This is a genomic window from bacterium (genome assembly GCA_035529855.1).
GTDB lineage: Bacteria > RBG-13-66-14 > B26-G2 > WVWN01 > WVWN01 > WVWN01.
The window spans coordinates 1-19,684 of sequence record DATKVX010000096.1 but is presented as its reverse complement, the minus strand read 5'-3'; the positions used below and the strand labels follow the sequence as shown (position 1 = coordinate 19,684).

Here is a 19,684-nt window from a genome sequence, read left to right as displayed (position 1 = left end):
CCAGTGGCTGCCGTCGCCGGCGGGCGCGACGACGTCGACGTCCCACAGCGGGTTGCGGCCGTCGTCGAAGACCTGGGGCAGCGTGACGTAGGAGTTGTCGCGCACGTCGCGGCCCAGCGTCTGCGCCGCGCCGCGGTTGGTCACGTCGTCGCCGGTGTCGGGCGGGTACTTCACCTTCACGAAGGGGGTGCCGAAGCGCTCGGCCTCGCGCAGCATGAACAGCGTCAGCATCTCGTGGTTGTACCAGGCGCGGTAGCAGGACTTGGTGGCCGGGGTGCCGTAGAGGTTGCCGAACTCGTCGTCGTGGGCATACCAGGCCGACTTGTCGGCGGGGACGTTTATGATGTCGCCGGCGAGCTGCTGGAAGCCTTTGTAGGAACCGCGCTCGTCGGCCAGCCAGCGGCAGTTCTCGGGGTGCGGGTCGCGCAGCTCGCGGAAGACCCACTTCGTCGCGCCGTGGTAGTCCGCCGAGGTCCACACGTGCTCCACCGGCGCGTAGCCGAAGTCGAGGGCGTTGAGGCACATCTTGGTGAAGCGGTCGCTCCACGGCCGGAGGTACTGCGACTCGACGAAACGGCGCACGTCGGCGTCGTCGCACACCACGCGCTTCTCGGCGGCGAGGACCGCCATCTTTATGACGGCCAGGCCGAAGTGAATCTGCGGGTACTCGCGCATCCGCTTGAGCGAGGAGAACGATATCGACGAGGGGTTGTAGACGCCCAGCTCGGCGATGAGCCGCGCGGCGTACTGGTAATAAAAACGGGTCAGCGACGCCTGATACGACGCCGGCGGCCTGGTGCGGTCTTTATTCTGCGCCATGGTCTAAACCTCTGCTTTGGTATACCCGGCCGCCGTCGGCGGTCGGTAGGGCGCTCGAGCTGCCGCGCCCTAATCCCCAACAGGCCAGCGCCAGCGCGGTCACCGCGTCGTCGTGGTAGCCGGCCGGCGCGCCGTAGCGGACGCCGCCCCCCGGGAGCTGCTCGGCGGCGTAGATCTCAAGCTCGCTCAGCAGAGCCGGGACTTCCGGAAAGCGAACGGTTCGCTCCGCCAGCGCCAGCGCCAGGTTCTCCACCAGCCGGCGCTTGGTTTCGGCGGTGAACTTGTAGCCGCGCGCCGGGACGCCCAGCGACTTCAAGCGGTCGTAGACCGGGTCGCCCAGGCCGGTGCTGTCGAGCCACACCGTCGCGTCGTGGTAGCGGCTCGAGGCGCTGCGGACTTTCGCCACCTGGAACTCCCAGTCGAGTTGGTTGAAGCGCTCGAAGTGGACCAGCGCGCGGCTCGAGCGCTTGAGCACGCACATTACGGTGAAGTCGGTCGTCTTGCCCAGGTCGCAGCCGACGACGTACGTCTCGCCGGGCTGCGGGTCCTCCAGGTCGCCCGCGACGCACTCGCGGACGTCGCGGAAGACGCCGCCCAGGTCGCCCAGGAACTCCGCCAGAATTTCCTGGCGGTAGACGTTCTCGGGAAGGCCGCGGGCCTCGGCGTCTATGCCGGCCGCCGGCAGGATGCCGTCGTAGCTGGTGTAGTGGAAACCGACGTAGCCCGGCTCGGCGGCGGCGGCTCGAGCCCACAGCTCGTGCGCCTGGTTGAGGCCCTTGGGCGTGAAGATGAATAGGGCCGGCGCGTCTTTCGCCATCAACGTCGGGCGGACGCACTCCTCCCAGGCGTAGCGGCTCCAGAGGGAGAACTCCTCGGCCACCAGGCCCGCGACGGAGAGCGGCCTGACGGCGTCCGGGTTGTCCATCGAGCGCAGGATTATTTTGGCATCGTTGGCCAGCGTCAATATATGCTCCGTCTTGTTGTACGCGGCGCCCCAGCCGCCGCCCCGGAGGGCCTCGGCCGGGATGGCGCGTACCATTTCGGGGACGAGCTGGTCGCGCAGGTAAGCGTACTCGGGCGCGGCGACGAGGACGTACGCGCCGGGTTCGGCGTCGGCGGCCCAGTCGCGGGCGACGCGCACGGCCGTAAAGGTCTTGCCGAACTTGCGGCCGGCGCGCACGACGACGCGCCTGTGTTTATCGAGAACGCACGCCCGGTAAATGGCATATTGCTTAGGATTTCGCCTTAGCGTTGCGTCCCTTATTCTTACGCGAGTTTTCGGGAGGCACAACTTCGGAGATGATTTCAACGGCGCCCTCGCCGCCGCCGGGTTGGCGGGCGCGTTCCGCGGCGGCCTCGAGTTCCTTCAGGAAGAGTTGGATCGCCTTGTAGTCGCCCTCCTCGGCGCGGTCCGCCAGGACCTCGTAGACGCGGGCGGCGCGGCTGAGGAGGTAGGCGTCGAGGCGGCGCCGCGAGGCGGCCCAGACGGCGGAGGTGAGCTTGCGGACGAGGGTGCGAACGCCGACGCCGAGAGTCCGGCCTTTGGCGACGAGGCCCTTGGTGCGAGAGGAGGCGAGGACCTCGGCCAGGCGCTCGTCGGTGGGTTCTTTGTTGGATGGCACACGTTAAGGCGGGTACGTACTGCGGCCTCCCCCCCAATACCCTTATCCGTTCATAGGGAGGCCGGACGATGAAACGTATGGTTTCTTCGAACGATGAAACGTACGGTTTCCCCCCGGAGGGGGTGCTCGCGGCTGCACTTTAACCGCGCGGGTTCACCGCGAGCCGGTAAGGACTAAGGCGCGGGCTCGAGTGGAGCCGCGCTCGCCTATATTAATAGCAGCGGCGGAGCATTAGTCAACGCGCTAAAGGGGGCTAAATGCGGTTAAAAGCGGGCGGGGGTGGTTAGGGGGTATGGCGATTAACGTTTCTTCTTTGGGGGGCGCGGCTTGAAAATCTTACGGCGTATTTTATCGTAAACGCCCTCAGGTTTTGTCTCGTTTATCCACGCGATCTTTTTGTACTCCCTTTCTTGAAACTCTCTAGCCGTTATGAAGGTGTCCGGCGTAAAAATCGCTAACTTCGGGTAAACCCCACTCGTGGTTAACAACTCTTAAAAGGTACGGCTCTATTTCGTCGTTTTCCAACTTTAAACAAAAACCGTTAAGCTCGAAAAACATTTCGGCCGCCACATGTGCCGTCCGCTTATTTCCGTTATAGAAAGGGTGGAAACCCGCAATCCCGTGAGCCAACGCGGCACCTTTATACGGTATAGACTTGAAAAACCGCTTCTCGCCTGCTCCCGTTTTCGGTCGGTTAACGACCATTTCCAATAAAGAAACCGATTGAACGCCAGCCGGTTCAATCGGGTCCGCGGTATTTGCGTACTTTCTTACTAACCCCCAATATATACTGAGGACGTCGTCCACGCTGAGGTACACGACGTCCTCTTCCGGGATCACATTTTTGCTAATTTGTCGAGAGCCTCCTTACGCCTTTTGAATATCTCGTCGAATTTCTTCGGCACGTCGGGGTTGACTTTCGACTTGTCGTACTTCGAAGGCGCTTTCTTCGAAGCCTCTTTGGAACCGCAGATGATTTTCTTATCGGTAACCATGATAAACCCTTTCGAATCTCCTCGCATATATTATAGCAATATCCCAACGCCGAGGTCAAGGGTATAAAGCCGAAACTTAAAACAAGTCTGCATCTTCTACCAATAACAGCGGCGGCGCGCGAGTCAACGTGTTAAAGGGGGCTAAATGCGGTTAAAAGGGGGCGGGGGTGGTTAGGGGAAGAGGAAATAAAACGGATAGGCGGCGGTCATCTATACGGCTTCAGCTCGATAGTCTTTTTCTTGGCATCGATTACGACCTTATATCGCGCGAAAATGCCCGATAATCCGAGGAGGGGAGGCTGGCCGTCGTCTTCTACGAAACAAACCGGGATCGAAAAGTCCTCGCCTCCTACGGAGACTTCGATTTCTTCGAAATAGTAAAAATCGAACAGGCCGCCGCACCCCACCCCTTTTCTTAATTCGCCGCTCGTAATGTTTATCCCCAGTTTCCGGCCTACCCACGCCGGGAGTATAGTCTCGTCGGCGCCGGAGTCCACCAGGCCGTATATATCGATATAGTCTTCCCCGCGGTAAAACCTAATCAAAATGGCCGGTACTTCCTTTATTGTTACAAGAGTGCCGGCCCTATCTTCTCTTAGTTTATGCCAATCGAACTTCATCGGACGCCGTAAAAGGCGGTACAACCCTCGGGGGGGCAGAAAGCGAGCACCGGGTGTTCGACGCCCTTCGACTTAGCCTCGTCGAAAGCCTTCTCGGCCGAACTATCTACCGCTACGGGCTTTTCGCCGCTTTCGTCGTACGCGATCCATTTTCCTTCGCAGCTCATGCCATCATCTCCGTGCGCACGGTTCACGCTCAATAATATACCACAACGAAACGCATGTAGTCAAGTTAATCGGCGCCGCGCCGGCCCCGCTTTGTTTATACCATAAACGACGTATACGCCGCAGTCAACGCGCTAAAGGGGGTTAAATGCGGTTAAAAGGGGGCGGGGGTGGTTAGGGGAATTATTACTGGTCGGAAGTATACACGGGTTCGAAATACTGTATCCTGCGGTTGTAGATATCTATTACGTAGACTAAACCGGAGGGGGCCACGGCCACGGAGCGTACGCCGTCGAAAAAACCGGGGCCCGTTCCTTTCGACCCAAACGAACCTAAATACGTACCGTCCGAGCCGTAGCGTAATATCTGGTCGAAATCCGGACAGGCTACGAAAACCTCTCCCTGCGAGCTTACCGCCACGTTTAATACCCTATAACGCGTATATGCGCCGGGCAAACGCGATTGCCCCAGGAAAGCGCCGTCGGGGGTGAAACGCTGGATAAGGCCTTTGAACCTATCGACAACGCATACCGTACCGTCGCCAGCGACAGCTACATCATCTGGACACTCGAATCGCTCGGGCCACACGCCCCCGGAATACAACTCGCCCAAGAAAAACCCCTGTCGTGAAAAAAACGAAACGGAGTCTTCGCTCGATCGCCTTAACTTCGTAACGTACACTATACCCTCCGGAGAAACGGCCACGGCGTGTACGCCAACGAAATCAACGTGGCCGCCGTCAGCGGCGTTCCAGCAGTCTATCAACTCATTTTGAGGGTTAAAGCGAAAAACGGCGTGGTTTACGTAATCCGCGACGTAGACCTCTCCATCTCTGCTTACGGCCAGGGTGCTAGGGCGCGATAACCGCGTATCCTCGCCTAATTCCAAAGTAGTTTTTAGTTCGCCTTCGTGCGACAGGCGCCAAACACAGCCGTTAACGAAATCGAGTATAAATAGGTCGCCTTCCGGGCCCACCGCGATATCGGCCGGCGCGGCGACTCGGCCTTCATTAGAGAATTGGTCCGTACGGAACTCCCCAGCGTACTCGAAGGTCATGGGCGTGGGTCCGCCAGCGGCCGCGGCGCGAGTTAAACAAACGAACGCGAGCCCGAGCGCCGAAGTTAATATCCGGAGGTTATTTTTTAAAACGTTTAAAGACACGGCGCGAAAACCGTACAATTCTTCCGATAGGGGGGTTATTATTTTATTCGACCGTTTCGGCGCGGCGGAAATAAATTATCCGCTCGTTACTGCCATCCGCAACGTATAAAGTACCATCGGGGGCAACCGCGATACTTTCCACCGTCGTGTTTTTTTTATCTGCTTTCGAACGGCATCGGAATTCGCCCTTAAAATCTCCCTCTCGATTGAAAAACTGAACCCGAAACGTCCTTCCGCCGTCGACGTTGTCGGCAACGTATACCGTGCCGTCGGCGTCTATTGCTATACCGACGGGTGAAGAGAACTCACCCGGGCCCTCGCCGCCGGTGCCCCATTTAACGAGGAATTGACCCTCGGCCGTAAAACGTTGCACGAAATCCTCGTAGCACGCGGTTAAGTAAACGGTACCGTCCGGGCCTACGGCCAAATCCCCCACGTCTTGGGGTTCGAACGTCGGGTTGGCGCCGCCACACCACAAACCCAGCGGTTCGCCGGCGGGTTCGAAGTACCGAACGTAATTCTCGTCGTAGTCCGTTACGTACACTTTGCCATCAGGCGCGGCGGCGACCGCCGTCCACTCTCCGTTACTACGCGTTGCCCTTTCCCACCCGCCGAGGAAAGAACCAAACGCGGTATAGTATTTAATCCGCAACGGGCCCGGGTCCGCCACGTAAACGCGGTTACCCGGGCCTACGCAAATATCGTAAGGCCAATTTATCATATCGTCGGGGCCCCCCACGGCCCCGGTGAACAAGAAACTCGTTCCGTCGGGTACCGGGGCTTCGCCCCAAGCGCCTAGGAATTCGCCGTTCGATTTAAAGTATTGGACCCGGCGACCGGTACTTTCCAAAGTATATACGATATTACCGGATAAACTAACCGCCACGGCATTTAACCCTTTAAAATAACCTTCCCCTGAGCCTTCTCCCCCCCACTCCCCCGCGTACTCGTACGCGACGACGGCCTCTCCGGCCGCCGGGCCGGGGTAAGACGCTACGAGGTACAACGAAGCTACGAGGAACCCAACGGGTTTATTCATATCGCGAACCGCCCGGGGGCGCAAGGCCTTGCGCCCCTACCTGGGCCGATACCGGTCGGCCTGGTCGAAGAGGTCCAGCAGGCGGGAGCCCGCTTTAATGCGGGCCGCATGCGGGGCGCCGGCGGGGATAAAGTACGTATCCCCTCTTCGGTAAACGGCCTTCTCGCCGCCCATTGTTAGCTCTACCTCGCCGTCCAGGACGACGACCCACTGCGCCGCGTGCGATTCCTCCGGCGCGTCGACGTCGGCCTCGAACGCGACGAAGACCACCTGCTTACGCTCGCCCTGCAAGAGGTACGCCCGCACGCCTTCGCCGGGGACGTCGGCCCGCGGCAGGTTGGTAACTATTTCCGGGAAGAATTCCTCTGGTACTAAGGTTCGACCTCCTGTTTGGATTACGCCGCGCAGGGGCGACTTGCCAGTCGCCCCCCCTTCGTGTATCCGGGCGACTGGCCGGTCGCCCCCGGGGACGATGCCACGGTAAAACGGCTCGAGCTGAAGGTCGGCCCCTACGCGTTTTCGGACAGTAGGGGCGCAAGGCCTTGCGCCCCTGCCGGAACGGCGTCGGTTGGTAATAACCGACGCCACCAATCAGACGGCGTGGCGTTACCGGAACAACGCCCGGATGCGGCCCAGCGAGACAGGCGCAACGGCCGTGCCGTTGCCGAGGTCCAGCTGATAGGCCCGCCGGCCGCCGACGTCCGAATTGCACCAAAACGTTGTCCCAAAAGAGGCCGGGTACCCCGGCCCGCAGACGCAGCCGTGAGTCGTCCCGGGGATGGAAAAAGTCGCTACGGTCGAGCCGGTCGCCGTATACACCATCCCCACGTCCGAGTCGTAAGCCCACACCGCGACGACGACGTATTCGCCGCTCCGGCCCTCGAAGGTGCGCGTCGCCGCTATGCCGCCTATATAGGGGCCCAAAATGCGGAAGGAGCTCACCAGGCTCCCGGCGGTCGTGTAGCGGTGAACGTACGCCCCGGCCGCGACGTACATATAGGCGCCGCCGGGGATGTAACCGTAGCCGATCTTGTCGGGGACCGCGACCGACCTGGCGAGCGAGCCGGTCGATACGACGTAATCCCGCAACATATTCGCACCGTCCAGGACGGCCAGGTAGCCCCCGCCCAGAACGCTGTGGTCCGCGTCCCCCGCGTCGGTTAAACCGGCGAGATTTACGGAGTTAACTAGCGAGCCGTTCACGGTATACGCCCGCAGCGTATTGGGGCTTGCGACGCTGTAGGCGTAATCGGCGCCGCGGTAGACGTTGCGCGCGCCGGGCCACGGAAACGAGCTGATGACGGAACCTACCTCGCCCCAAGCGCAAACGGCCGCCAGCGCGCCGAGCGCCGCGGCCGTAGTTATCGCTAGCTTCCTCATTTCCCTTTACCTCCTCGAGCTACTGCGCTCTGCAAATAAATATAACAGAAAAACCTTGACAACTACAAATAAAAACGGGCCGACCTTAAAGTCGGCCCCTACGATAAACGCAACGGGTAAGAGGCTTAAGCCCCTTGCTGTTTTTGGGCGACTTGCCAGTCGCCCCTACAGAAACGGCGGCGGTGCGCCGGTTGGTAACAAACGACGCCCCGAGGACGAATAGCCGGTCGCCCCTACCGGAACAGCGCCTTCACGCGGCCGAGGGAGGCCGGCGCGGTATGATAGCTTAACAAGGGGCTTAAGCCCCTTGTTAACGCCCCTTGTACGACGCGGGCGACTGGCCAGTCGCCCCTACTTAAACAACGCCTTCACGCGGCCGAGGTTTCGCGGGCCGCGTCGCGAAACAGCCTCTCGTACGCCGCCGCGGAGCGGGCCCACGTCATCCGCCGGCCGAAGCGGTACGCCCGCCGCTCGAGGTACCGCCGCGCGCCGTCGTGCGCCAGGAGCTCCGCGAGCCAAAAGGCCAGCGTCCGCCAGTCGCGGAAGGGCACCAAGATGCCACGGTCGGCGCCCAACAGCTCTCGCGCGTACCAATACGGCGTCGAGATTATCGCTTTGCCGCAGGCTACGGCGTACGCCAACGTCCCGGAGGATATCTGGTCCTCGTTCAGGTACGGCGTGACGTATACGTCCGCGGCGCGGAGGTACGTCAACAATTCGTCCAGCGAGACGAAGCGGTTGACGAAACGGACGTGGTCGTGCAGGCCCAGCCGGTCGATGGCCTTTTGCAAGGACGCGCGGTACGCCTCGCCGTAACGTTTTTTTATCGTCGGGTGCGTGGCGCCCAGGATTAAGTACAACGACTCGGGGAATTGCGGGAGGACGTCCGCCAGGGCTCTTACCGCGACCTGAATGCCCTTGCGGGGGCTGATGAGGCCGAACGTCAGGACTACCTTCCGGCCTTCCACGCCGACGGCCTTTTTAAACGGCGCCGCGTCCGCGAACGGGACATCCGGCGTGCCGTGGTGAACGACGTGGACCTTTTCGCCCCTTACGCCGTAGATGCCCGTCAGGAACTCGGCCGCCTTTTCGGCCTGGACCACGACCGCGGCGGAGCGTTCGCATACTTTAATAAGGACCTCGCGCTGCATCGGCTTGGGCTCGGCCAGAACCGTATGTAGCGTCGTCACTACGGGTTTCTTCAGGCGATCGAGGAAGGTCAAAACGTACCGGCCCGCCCGGCCGCCGAAAACGCCGTACTCGTGCTGCAGCGATACGACCGCCGCGGACGACTCGTTCACCAGCTTCGCCGCGGCGACGTAGTCCTCGAGCCGCGACGCGCGTACGACGGCCCGGACCTCGGCGCCGTACGGCCGGCGGCGCTGCCGCTCGCTCATGGCGACGACCGCTACGCTGCCGCCCGCGCCCAGCTTCTCGCCCCGGCCTTGGGCCAGCGCCGACGCCAGGTCGTAGGCGAAGGTCGCCAGGCCGCAGAGACGGGGCCGGTACGTAGATACTACGTACAAACCCGGCCAAGAAACCATAAACCCCCGACGGAAGTTTAAACCTTGTAGGTTTTGAGGTAACTCAGCACCTCGTCGAAGTCGGTCGTCGCCAACGCCACGACGGAGTCGGCGGCGCCGTAGTAAATACGGAGTTCGCGCGTTTCCTCGTCCAGCACGACGCCGCACGGAAACACGACCCCCGGTACGTCGCCTATCATCTCGTAATAAGTGCGCGGGCCGAAGACCCAGTCCTCGCTGCGGCGGATGACGCGCCACGGCTCGTCGAGGTCGAGAAGGGCGAGGCCGCTGCGGTAAAGGCTGCCGGAGGCGGTGCGCCGCACGCCGTGGTATACCACGAACCACCCCTCGGCCGTCTCGATGGGGGGCGGCCCCAGGCCGACGCGGTGGACGTCCCAGGAGGCCGGGCGCGTCGTCAACAGCAGGCGGTGGTCGCCCCAGTACTTGAGGTCGGGCGAGAACGATATCCACATGTGGGCCTCGCCGCGGATGACGGGCCGGTGGATCAACGCGAAGCGGCCGTTTACCTTGCGCGGGAACAGCGACGCGTCCTTGTCCTCCGGCGGCAAGAGGCGGCCGTAGCGGGTGAACGTCTTGAAGTCGGCCGTGGTGGCGAGCGAGACCACGGTCTCGTCGCGTATGAACGACGTGTACACCACGGCATACTCGCCCAGCGGCTCGAGCCAGACAACGCGCGGGTCCTCGACGCCGAACTGTTGTTCGTTGTGGGCCTCGTCGGCTACGAGGGCCGGTTCGGCGTCGACGCGCCAATTCGTTTTGCCGTCGGCGCTACGGGCCGCGGCGAGGTGGGAGAAGCCGCGCAGGTCCTCCACCCGCACTAACAGCAGCGTCTCGCCGTCGACGAGGGCCGCGCCCGGGTTGAAGACGGCGTGGGCTTGGTACGGCCACAGGTCCGCGGTCAATATGGGGTTTTTCTCGAACCGGCGGAAGAGCTCGTCGCCGAGCTGGCATCCGGCGTCCGTTTCTGCCATTGCGTGCCTCCCGCAGGGCGGGCGTTGCACCCTCAATATTTATTTATAGCTTATAACGGTGCCAAAAGCAACCGATTAAAACGCGAGCCGACCCGAAGGCCGGCCCGGAACAAGGGGCGGTTAAACGGGGGCTTCAGCCCCCGGCCCTCTGAGGGCGACCAGCCGGTCGCCCCTACAACCCTTACCGGAACAACGCCTTCACGCGGCCCAGCGACGCCGGCTCGAGGCTCGTGTTCGGGTCCCATTTGAAGTATTGGATACGGTTATTGCCGGTATCGGCTACGTAAACGGAGCCATCCGGCGCGACGTCGGCGCCACGGGGCACCCTGAATTGGCCGTCGCCCGTGCCCTCCGAGCCCCATTTCCCGAGGAAGGAACCGTTGGGGGTGAAATATTGGATGCGATTATTATGGGTATCGGCGACGTAAACGTTGCCGTACGAGTCTATCGCTATGCCCTCAGGTCCGTCAAATTGGCCGTTGCCCGTACCGTTCGAGCCCCATTTCCCGATGAAGTAGCCCATCGGTCCGAAATATTGGACCCGGTCGTTGCCGGCATCCGCGACGTATACGTTGCCGTTGGCGGCGACGGCTACACCCCTATGATTGTAGAATTGGCCGTCGCCGGAGCCCATCGAGCCCCACTTGCCGAGGAAGGAACCGCCGGAGGTAAAGTATTGGATGCGGCAGTTGCCCATGTCGACGACGTAAACGTTCGCGGCCAGGCTCGTCGCAACGCTCCAAGGAGCCATGAACTGGCCGTTGCCCGTGCCGCGGGAGCCCCACTTGCCGAGGAAGGAACCGCTGTAGGTGAAGTATTGGATGCGGTTATTGCCCATGTCGGCGGCGTATACGTTGCCGCCCAGGCCTACCGCAACGTCGGGAGGAAGTTCGAACTCGCCGTCGCCCTTGCCCTCCGAGCCCCATTTGCCGAGGAAGGAACCGTCGGGGGTGAAGTATTGGATGCGATGGTTCACCATGTCGGCCACGTACGCGTAACCGGCGCCGCCTACGGCGATCCCTTCGGGCGAGTCGAACTGGCCGTTGCCCGTGCCCTTCGAGCCCCACTTTCCCTCGTAGAGCCAGTCGCCGAAGGCCACGCCGGCCGTAAAGAGCGCCGCGGCGGCCGCGAAAATTAGCACCCTCTTCATTTCGGTCTCCTTTCGCCCTAAAACTACGGCGTTAAATTTAATAAATAAAGACCCAGGCGGGGCAAGAGGCCCGACTTGGATGTTCGTTATTAACGTGGAACCACGGCCGCGCCGACGACCGCCGAGAGCTTGAACCCAAAAGAACGTAACGCTCGATCTTACCCTCCGCGCTTAGGAGCGGCGAGCCGTCGCCGCGCTTGTTAGACGGTCTATTTTTATTTTAACCGATACCGTTCCCTTTGTCAATAAAAACGGGTCGGGGGCGCAAGATACCCCTATGAGGGCGCACAGCCGTGCGCCCCTACATAAACGGTGCCGGCCGGCCGCCCCTACCGGAACAACGCCTTCACGCGGCCGAGGGAGGCGGGCTCGAGCCCTACGTTGACCCACTTGAAATATTGGATGCGGTTGTTGTTCTGGTCGGCGACGTAAACCCTACTACCGGTCGTATTTAAGGCGACGCCGGTGGGGCGACGGAATTGGCCGTTGCCCGACCCCTCCGACCCCCATTTGCCGAGAAACGAGCCCGTGGGCGTGAAGTATTGGACGCGGTTGTTGACCGAGTCGACGACGTAGACGTCGCCGTTCGGGGCCAAAGCGACGCCCGGGGGTTATTGAATTGACCGTTGCCCGAGCCCAACGAGCCCCACTTCCCGAGGAACGAACCCGTGGCGTCGAAGTACTGGACGCGGTTGTTGTCCGAGTCTGCTACGTAGACGTTGTAGTTCGACGCTATAACTATGCCGTCCGCTCCATTGAACTGCCCGTTACCGGAGCCGCGCGAACCCCACATCCCAAGATACGAACCCGCCGCGGTGAAGTACTGGACGCGACTACCGAGGGTTTCGGTTACGTACGCGTTGCCGTAAGGGTTCAAGGCCACGTCTATCGGATCCCGGAATTGGCCGTTACCCGTACCTATAGTCCCCCACTTGCCGAGGAAAGAACCGCTCGAGGTGAAGTATTGGACGCGGTCGTTGCCCGTGTCCGTTACGTAGATGTTGCCGTTGGGCGCCGAGCCAATACCGGAAGGGATGTCGAACAGGCCGTCGCCCACGCCGCGAGAGCCCCATCTACCCAGGAACGTACCTGTGGCCGTGAAGTATTGTATGCGGTTGTTTAACCGGTCAACGACGTATACGACCCCATTCGAGCCGACGACGACGCCGTAAGGTCGGTTAAATTGGCCGTTGCCGCTGCCTTCCGTTCCCCACTTTCCCTCGTAGAGCCAGTCGCCGAAGGCCACGCCGGCCGTAACGAGCGCCGCGGCGGCCGCGAATATTAGCACCCTCTTCATTCCGGTCTCCTTTCGCCCTAAACCTACGGCATTAAATTTAAAAAAACCCAAGCGGGGAACAGGCCCAACTTCGGTTTTAGCTACTAGCGCGGAACCACGCCCGCGCTAACGACCGCCGGAAGCATCCATCCCAAAAGAACGTAGCGCTCGATCTTACCCTCCGCGCTTAGGAGCGGCGAGCCGTCGCCGCGCTTGTTAGAACGTCTACATATAATATAGCCGATAATAAACCCATTGTCAATAAAAACGGGTCGGGGGCGCGAGGTAGTACGTAAACGCGCAGGGCCGGCCTCTTAGGCCGCGCCGACGTTCAAAAAAAGAAGGCCGGCGTAAGGGCCGGCCCGGAACAAGGGGCGGTTAAACGGGGGCTTCAGCCCCCGGCCCTCTGAGGGCGACCAGCCGGTCGCCCCTACAACCCTTACCGGAACAACGCCTTCACATGCCCGAGGGAGGTGGGGGAGACGGCGGGCTCGGTCCAGCCGAAATATTGGACGCGGTTGTTATCCTCATCGGCGACGTAAACGCGGCCGCCGTCGGGCGTCAACGCGACGCCGTAGGGGTAGTTGAACTGGCCGTCACCGGCGCCCTTCGACCCCCACTTCCCGAGGAAGGAGCCGCTCGAGGTGAAATATTGGACGCGGTGGTTTCCGCTGTCGGTCAGGAAAACCTGGTTACCGGGCGATAAGGCCACGCCCCAAGGTTGGTCGAATTGGCCGTTCGCCGAGCCGTACGAGCCCCATTTCCCGCGGAACGAGCCGCTCGGGGTGAAGTACTGGAGGCGGTTGTTGCCGCTGTCCACCACGTAGACGTCGCCGTTGCCCGCTATGGCTATCCCTTCCGGGCCGTCGAACTCGCCGTTGCCGGCGCCGGTAGAGCCCCACCGGCCGAGGTAAGAACCGCTCGAGGTGAAGTATTGGACGCGGTCGTTGCCCCAGTCCGCCACGAAAACAGTGCCGTCGCGCGCTACGGCTACGCCTAAAGGGCCCTGGAATTGGCCGTTGCCGTAGCCGAACGAGCCCCACCGGCCGAGGTAAGAACCGCTCGAGGTGAAGTATTGGACGCGGTCCGCGCCCCAATCGGTCACGTAAACGGTCCCGGCGGCCGCTAGGGCGACGTCTTCGGGTTGCTCGAACTGGCCGCTGCCGGACCCGGAGGAGCCCCATTTGCCGAGGAAGGAGCCGCTGGAGGTGAAGTATTGGATGCGGCAGTTGCCGACGTCGACGACGTATACGTTGCTATTGGGGGCGACGGCGATACCCGAAGGGCAATCGAATTGGCCGTTACCCGTGCCCTCCGAGCCCCATTTACCCTCGTACACCCATTCGCCCGTGGCGCCGCAGGGCGCCAGCGCCAGCGCGGCCGCAAAGATGGCAATAGTACGTTTCATTTGACTTCCCTCCGTTAGCAGCATCGCGTTCGCCGTTGCTATCCAAACCTCTCGGGATTATAAAGCCCGCCGAAGGCGACAAGTTCAAGTAATCGCGCCTCCTCGCCGAGATTACTACGTTTATCATATCAATTATATAGGATAATACGCCGCAAGTCAAATACGCCGCGGGCTTTTCCATTTTATTCCCGTTTAACAATTCATCATCGAAAAATAGCCTTCACCCGCCCCAGCGAGGTGGGCGCGACGCCTACGCCCGTATAGGTGATGCGGTGCCGCGAGCACCACGTCCCCAGCTTCCCCTGCTCCGCGGCGTACGTCCCTACCGCGTTGTTCCGGAAGGCGGGCTTCGTGTCGAAGTGCCAGGAAGGAACGGTCGTCTCGTTGTCGCGCCGCCACCGCATCTCGACGATGAGGTTTTTGCTGCCGCCGTAGGCGAAGGGCTTTCCGCAGTCGAAGCCGAACCACTGGTCGCCGGTGGTAGTTACGACGAGCCAGCTGTTGCTGTAGATGAGGGCCGGCGTGTTGCCGCCGTAGTTGCCGACGAAAGACGTCGTGAGTTCGCTAACCGACGTCTCGCACAGCGTGATCTCGACGTCGCCGAAGCCGGCGCCCGTTGCGGCGGCGGAGGCGTTCCACTCCACCCGCGTTACGTCGCCGGCGAAATTCAACTCGCTGGCCAGCACCAGGACCTGGCACCGGAACTCGTCGCCTCACGTCCCGCACCAGGGCCCCTTCTGCGGGCTCTCCTTGGCGCCGACGACTACCGTGGCGGCCTGCGAGGCGCTCGCGGCGACCAGCGCGAGTACCAAAATAATCCCAATTCTCATATCGCACCTCCCGGCGATTCGCCTCCCCATTATGTTACGAGGCCGCCGCGCCGTCAAGGGGAAAGCGGCGGGCGGGAGGGGCGGACCTGGCGACCGAGGGGCGGCCCGCGGCCTACAACGCCGCGTTCACGCGGCGCCCGCCCCGGCCTACTAACAGGCCGGTATAGACAAGGGGCTTCAGCCCCTTGTCCGCCGGGGCGGCGCGGGACCGGTAACGGTAGGGGCGCACGGCTGTGCGCCCCTACGTAGGCCGGCAGGGCCAGGCGTCCAGCGGCGCGCTAAAAGCATAGGGAACCTTTTATTTCTCCTCAATTACCTTTCCGTAAGTATCGTAAAGGACGCCGTCGACGCGCCGCGGCGAGAAGGAAGGGTTCCAACACGGACACCAGCCGTCGGGCCCCAGCACCTCCCCTTCGCCGGAACGACCCGGAAAAAGGGAGTACAAGTAGAGCTGATATTCGCCTGCCCATTCCGACGTATAGGTTATAGTACCGCCGTCGGGTGAGAGCGTGGGCCCGGAATTTACGAGGTCGTCAACAACTTTAACGTCGGAGCCGTCGAGTTTAACGACGCACAACCTTATTGGGAATTCATCCAGGTTGAACAACACGGCCGAGCCGTCGCGGGTGAACGAGAAAACTTCCGGCGTTTCGCCGCCGCGGACGAGGCAGCGTTCGCCGGTCCCGCCGGCGTTTATAACGTAAACTCCTCGCCCGTCGCCGCGCCGCGAGTAGAAGGCTATCTTCGTCCCGTCAGGGGACCATACCGGGCCCGTATCGTCGCGTTTGTTAACTGTAATCCGAGCTAACTCGCCGCCGTCCAAGCTGATCACGTATATCTCGCCCTGGCCTCCCTCCTCCATCGTAAACGCGACGCGGCCGCCGTCGTAGGAGAACGCCGCGTCGTAATTACTACCGTCCGCGTCGACGAGGCGGGCCCGGCCGGTGCCGTCGACGTTGACGACGTATACGGCCCGCTTGTCGCCCTCGGCCTGGGTATACGCGATGCGGCGGGAGTCAGGCGAGAAGGAGTTGAACGCGGCGTCGTGCTCGCCGTCGCTAAGGCGGATTTTCCTCGAGCCGTCGACTTTCATAATATATAAATCCCACCGGGCGCCGAACCACCCTACGGCACCGGTGTTCGGCGCTTGCGATACGTCGGTCGGCATAAGGGAATTTACGCGGTAGGCGATCCTGGTCCCGTCCGGCGAGAAAACGGGATTGCGCCCCGCCGTCTCGAGCGTAGCCCACCGCCGGCCGTCGAGGCCGGCGAGGCGGAGCCCCCACCCGTCGTCGTACGCGATAAAGTCCTCCGCCTGCGCCATGCCGGCGACGTCGATTTGCTCGCCGGTATCAACGACGTACGTAGACTCAGTGCCCGCCGCCGCGGCGGCCGGGCCGGTAGCGTTCGGCGCGAGACTAGCCGTTAAAACCCATAACGCTATCGCTACATAAGCCTTTGCGTAATATCGGTTACCCACGACGCCTCCCTAAATGTTAATCGGTTTGGAACTGTAACGTTAAGTATATTAACACAACGGCCACGGTGAAGCCACCGCAAGCGCGAACCGACTACCCCCTTAAAGGATACCGACTACAAAATCACACGCCCGCCCAAGTCGTAACCGCCTCCGCCAACGCCCGACCCAATTCCTGCTGGACGCTCGGATCCGCTAATATGGCGGCTTCGCAGAAATTCGTTACGAACCCGAGCTCAGGCAATACGCAATAATAACGGTCATAAAATGCTTGTTTATCCATGCCATATATATCTACTGCTTGGCCGCTTTGCATTATTGCCCAAGCCGTATATTTTATACCGCGATCGCGCCATTCCGGGTCGTGTCCCCGTAACGCCTCGAGGAGGTTTTCGTGTATAAGCCCCCCTAACTCGACCGACTTCGAATGTTCGCTGGATACCCACGTCTCCGTACCTCGGGGACCCGGTTCCGGTACACAACCGCCGCGTTCTGGGCGACTCGCCGGCCGCCCCTACGACGCCGCCGGGCGTAAGGCCTTACGCCCCCACCGGTACGCGGGCGACCCCCGTCCTCCGCTCTCTTATCCATTTATCCAGCTCGAGGCGCGAGGCGCGGACCTGGCCGCCGAGCTTGTACGCCGGCAACCCCAGCTCCCGCGTCCACCGCCGCGCCGTCGACGTCGATACCCCCAGCGCCCCGGCCACCGCCTTCCAACCCACCAGCGTGTCGTCGTCGCGTACGTCGCTCATTCGTCCTCCTTACGGGATGGCGGCCGGCGCAGCAACCGCCAGGTCCAGGCCAGGGCCGCGAAGGCCACCAGCTCCGCGCCGGCGATGAAGGCCGGCGACACCAGGACCGTCCACGTCTCCACCGCGGCGAACCAAAACAGCCACAGCACCCACGCGCAGAACAGCCCCTGCAGAAAGCCCAGCAGCACCGCCGCCAGTACGTGGCCGAAGTGGCGGCCGAAGTCCCGGGCGCCGGCGGCGTACGCGTCGCGCCGTTGCATACGTTGAATGTCGTCAGCGTTCATAATTCCTCCCCCGCCCGGGCGCCGGCCAAAGCCCCCTCGCCGAACCGCAGCGCCGGCCCGAACTGCGCCTCTCCCAGCCGCCGCGCGATGCGAGTTTACGCGCCGGCAGGATGAAAGCTTCGTCCGCCGGCTCGAGCCGGGCGCTTACGCCACGGAACGTCATTACGTCTCTCGTGGAGTGTTGGGGGGTAACTACAGAGGAGCGCGGCGAGCGGCCGCCCTGTATGGTAGGCGCCGAACCAGAACGGAACACCTTGCCTTATGTCGCGGTTTTCCGGTCGGCTTTTATAGTTGACAACGGCATCGCGGGGAATTATAAATATAACGTGAAAGACGAGGCCCTACGTCCCCTGTATACCATCGAATTCCGAAATGTCAATAACCCCAGCGGCCTAACAATAAAATATTTAATAAATAATCGGTCTCTCTTTGTTACTTATTCCACCCGACGGCGTTTCGCGTCGGGAAGGAGGCGTAATGAAGACTCGGTTTGATTCGTACTGCGGCATTTACTGCGGCGCCTGCCCCATCCTGGTGGCGAACGTGAAAGGCGTGGTCGAGAAGAAGGCCAAGGCGTGGGAGCTGGACGCGAAGGATATCGTCTGCCAAGGCTGCAAGGCGAAGACCGTGGCGGGGATATGCAAGGACTGCGTCATGCGGCTGTGCGCGCAGGACCGCGGCCTCGACTCCTGCGCGGAGTGCGACGACTACCCCTGCGGTACCATCCAGGCCTTCCAACGCGACCGGTTCCCCCATCACACGCTCATCGCCGCCAACCTGGAGGCCATCGCCGACCGCGGCGTCGACGCCTGGCTCGAGGAGCAGAAGAAGCGGTGGGGCTGCCCGTCGTGCGGCGAGCCGTTCACCTGGTACGAGGAGGAGTGCGCCAAGTGCGGCGCCGAGCTCTACGACGCCTGCGCGGAGGAGAACGACTGGGCGAACGACGAGACCCGCGAGGACGAAGGCGAGGCCGCCTACTGGAAGCTGCGCAAAAAGCTGCGGCGGTTCCGCTGAGCGGGGGCAGGTAACAGGTCGTACGTTATGATAAACCGGCGACGAAGTAGGCGGCGTCGTGGCTAAGCGGGAAACTAACTTCAATTACGGCGCGTACTGCGGCCTGTACTGCGGCGCGTGCGCGATATTGGTGGCCAACGAACGCGGCGAGGTGGAGAAGCTCCTCGAGCAAGAGGAGCCGGGGTATATCGTCGACGACCTCACCTGCCGCGGCTGCCGGACCGACGTCCTGGCGCGCTGGTGCGCCGACTGCGAGATGCGGCTGTGCGCCCGCCGGCGCGGCGTCGCGTTCTGCTCCCACTGCGACGACTACCCGTGCGAGCACAACAAGGCCTTCCAGGCCGACAAGCACGCGCACCACTCGGTCGTCCTGAAGAACCTGGCGGCGATAGCCGAGCGCGGCGGCGAGGCGTGGCTGGCGGCCCAAGCGGAACGGTGGAAGTGCCCGTCGTGCGGCGCGCGCTTCACCTGGTACGAAAAGAAATGCGACGGCTGCGGCGCCGAGCTCTACGGCTGCCGCGCCGAGGAGCGGGACTTAACCCCTTAGCCGGAGGACTCGAGGTGAGGAGGGCAATCGCATTTTCGGGGAAACGAGCCGGCGGCGCGGTCGCTGCCGGCCTTTGCGTTGCGGTAGGAGATATGATTAGGAAGATTATATGCGTCGTCGCGCTGGCGGCGCTGGGGGGTGGGGCCTGGGCCGGCGAATACGACGTGTCCGCCGAGCTGGCGTGGAAAGCCTCGTGCCGGTCCTTCGAGGGTCGGGTGGAGCATTACCATTCGCGCAACAGGTTGGCGCGGGTTTCCGAGCCCAAGGTTTATTACAGCTACGACGGTAAGATAAAATACTACGTCGTGTACTTGTTTGCGGGCCGCGAGCCTATGCCGACGTGGCGCGAGCTCGAGCGCGACCCGGAAGGCCGAACTAAAAACGGGTGGTTCCGCAGCGTCATCGTCAACGGAACGAAGGAGCTACCGCCCATAATCCGGGGGCAAAACGGACTTCCCGCCGTCGTAAGTCAACGCGAGGAGGTCACGCGGCGGTTCCTGGCGAAACACCCGGGCGAGGGGTGGGAGTATTCGCGGGCGGTAATCGAGCTTGTAGATTGCTACTTCGTCTTCACCTCCGGTTCAAAGGAAGTCCTGGTCACCGTCGGCGGCGAAGTCGTGGACCCGGCGG

The 19,684-nt window shown here is 62.1% G+C and carries 23 protein-coding genes; 3 read left to right on the top strand and 20 right to left on the bottom strand.

Annotated features, from left to right (window positions below):
* From VMX79_10265 to VMX79_10170, 20 genes are all read right to left on the bottom strand, one after another.
* Positions 1-819 (bottom strand): hypothetical protein (locus VMX79_10265; GenBank protein ID HUV87483.1); only part of this gene is annotated, 819 nt, incomplete at its 3' end.
* Complete coding sequence (locus VMX79_10260) at positions 806-1,999, bottom strand: hypothetical protein (protein HUV87482.1); 1,194 nt, start codon at positions 1,997-1,999, stop codon at positions 806-808. The genes VMX79_10265 and VMX79_10260, both read right to left, overlap by 14 nt.
* Before the next feature lie 52 nt (positions 2,000-2,051).
* Positions 2,052-2,441, bottom strand: coding sequence for a hypothetical protein (locus tag VMX79_10255; GenBank protein ID HUV87481.1), 390 nt, complete (start codon positions 2,439-2,441; stop codon positions 2,052-2,054).
* Positions 2,442-2,861: 420 nt separating this feature from the next.
* Positions 2,862-3,248: a Fic family protein gene (locus tag VMX79_10250; GenBank protein ID HUV87480.1), complete on the bottom strand. Its 387-nt coding sequence runs from the start codon at positions 3,246-3,248 to the stop codon at positions 2,862-2,864.
* Between the two features lie 29 nt (positions 3,249-3,277).
* Positions 3,278-3,436: a hypothetical protein gene (locus VMX79_10245; protein HUV87479.1), complete on the bottom strand. Its 159-nt coding sequence runs from the start codon at positions 3,434-3,436 to the stop codon at positions 3,278-3,280.
* Positions 3,437-3,642: 206 nt separating this feature from the next.
* Complete coding sequence (locus tag VMX79_10240; GenBank protein ID HUV87478.1) at positions 3,643-3,981, bottom strand: hypothetical protein; 339 nt, start codon at positions 3,979-3,981, stop codon at positions 3,643-3,645.
* A gap of 71 nt (positions 3,982-4,052) precedes the next feature.
* Positions 4,053-4,223, bottom strand: coding sequence for a DUF5678 domain-containing protein (locus VMX79_10235; GenBank protein HUV87477.1), 171 nt, complete (start codon positions 4,221-4,223; stop codon positions 4,053-4,055).
* Positions 4,224-4,407: 184 nt separating this feature from the next.
* Positions 4,408-5,277, bottom strand: coding sequence for an NHL repeat-containing protein (locus tag VMX79_10230; protein HUV87476.1), 870 nt, complete (start codon positions 5,275-5,277; stop codon positions 4,408-4,410).
* 148 nt (positions 5,278-5,425) lie between these two features.
* The gene (locus tag VMX79_10225; GenBank protein ID HUV87475.1) at positions 5,426-6,421 is read right to left on the bottom strand and encodes a hypothetical protein; all 996 of its coding nucleotides are present in this window, start codon (positions 6,419-6,421) and stop codon (positions 5,426-5,428) included.
* Between the two features lie 36 nt (positions 6,422-6,457).
* Entirely contained in the window at positions 6,458-6,727 is a 270-nt protein-coding gene (locus tag VMX79_10220; protein HUV87474.1) for a cupin domain-containing protein, read from the bottom strand.
* A gap of 300 nt (positions 6,728-7,027) precedes the next feature.
* Positions 7,028-7,801: a hypothetical protein gene (locus VMX79_10215; protein HUV87473.1), complete on the bottom strand. Its 774-nt coding sequence runs from the start codon at positions 7,799-7,801 to the stop codon at positions 7,028-7,030.
* Positions 7,802-8,169: 368 nt separating this feature from the next.
* Positions 8,170-9,345 (bottom strand): glycosyltransferase family 4 protein, encoded by a 1,176-nt coding sequence (locus VMX79_10210; GenBank protein ID HUV87472.1) that lies wholly within the window; start codon positions 9,343-9,345, stop codon positions 8,170-8,172.
* A 17-nt stretch (positions 9,346-9,362) separates the two neighbouring features.
* Positions 9,363-10,316, bottom strand: coding sequence for a glycosidase (locus VMX79_10205; GenBank protein ID HUV87471.1), 954 nt, complete (start codon positions 10,314-10,316; stop codon positions 9,363-9,365).
* A gap of 181 nt (positions 10,317-10,497) precedes the next feature.
* Positions 10,498-11,466 (bottom strand): 6-bladed beta-propeller, encoded by a 969-nt coding sequence (locus tag VMX79_10200; protein HUV87470.1) that lies wholly within the window; start codon positions 11,464-11,466, stop codon positions 10,498-10,500.
* Positions 11,467-11,917: 451 nt separating this feature from the next.
* On the bottom strand, positions 11,918-12,763 hold the full coding sequence (locus tag VMX79_10195) for a hypothetical protein (protein ID HUV87469.1): 846 nt from the start codon (positions 12,761-12,763) through the stop codon (positions 11,918-11,920).
* Positions 12,764-13,181: 418 nt separating this feature from the next.
* Positions 13,182-14,150: a 6-bladed beta-propeller gene (locus VMX79_10190; protein ID HUV87468.1), complete on the bottom strand. Its 969-nt coding sequence runs from the start codon at positions 14,148-14,150 to the stop codon at positions 13,182-13,184.
* Between the two features lie 203 nt (positions 14,151-14,353).
* Positions 14,354-14,836 (bottom strand): hypothetical protein, encoded by a 483-nt coding sequence (locus tag VMX79_10185; protein HUV87467.1) that lies wholly within the window; start codon positions 14,834-14,836, stop codon positions 14,354-14,356.
* A 442-nt stretch (positions 14,837-15,278) separates the two neighbouring features.
* Complete coding sequence (locus VMX79_10180; GenBank protein HUV87466.1) at positions 15,279-16,460, bottom strand: hypothetical protein; 1,182 nt, start codon at positions 16,458-16,460, stop codon at positions 15,279-15,281.
* Positions 16,461-16,996: 536 nt separating this feature from the next.
* Positions 16,997-17,209 (bottom strand): helix-turn-helix domain-containing protein, encoded by a 213-nt coding sequence (locus tag VMX79_10175; GenBank protein ID HUV87465.1) that lies wholly within the window; start codon positions 17,207-17,209, stop codon positions 16,997-16,999.
* On the bottom strand, positions 17,206-17,493 hold the full coding sequence (locus VMX79_10170; protein HUV87464.1) for a hypothetical protein: 288 nt from the start codon (positions 17,491-17,493) through the stop codon (positions 17,206-17,208). The genes VMX79_10175 and VMX79_10170 overlap by 4 nt, the downstream gene beginning before the upstream one ends.
* A 477-nt stretch (positions 17,494-17,970) precedes the next feature.
* Here VMX79_10170 and VMX79_10165 point away from each other — a divergent pair, with 477 nt between their 5' ends.
* From VMX79_10165 to VMX79_10155, 3 genes are all read left to right on the top strand, one after another.
* Complete coding sequence (locus VMX79_10165; protein HUV87463.1) at positions 17,971-18,507, top strand: DUF3795 domain-containing protein; 537 nt, start codon at positions 17,971-17,973, stop codon at positions 18,505-18,507.
* Positions 18,508-18,565: 58 nt separating this feature from the next.
* Positions 18,566-19,054 carry a DUF3795 domain-containing protein gene (locus VMX79_10160; GenBank protein ID HUV87462.1) on the top strand — a complete coding sequence of 163 codons (489 nt, stop codon included), beginning with the start codon at positions 18,566-18,568 and terminating at the stop codon, positions 19,052-19,054.
* A gap of 92 nt (positions 19,055-19,146) precedes the next feature.
* A partial coding sequence (locus VMX79_10155; GenBank protein ID HUV87461.1) for a hypothetical protein occupies positions 19,147-19,684 on the top strand: 538 nt, incomplete at its 3' end.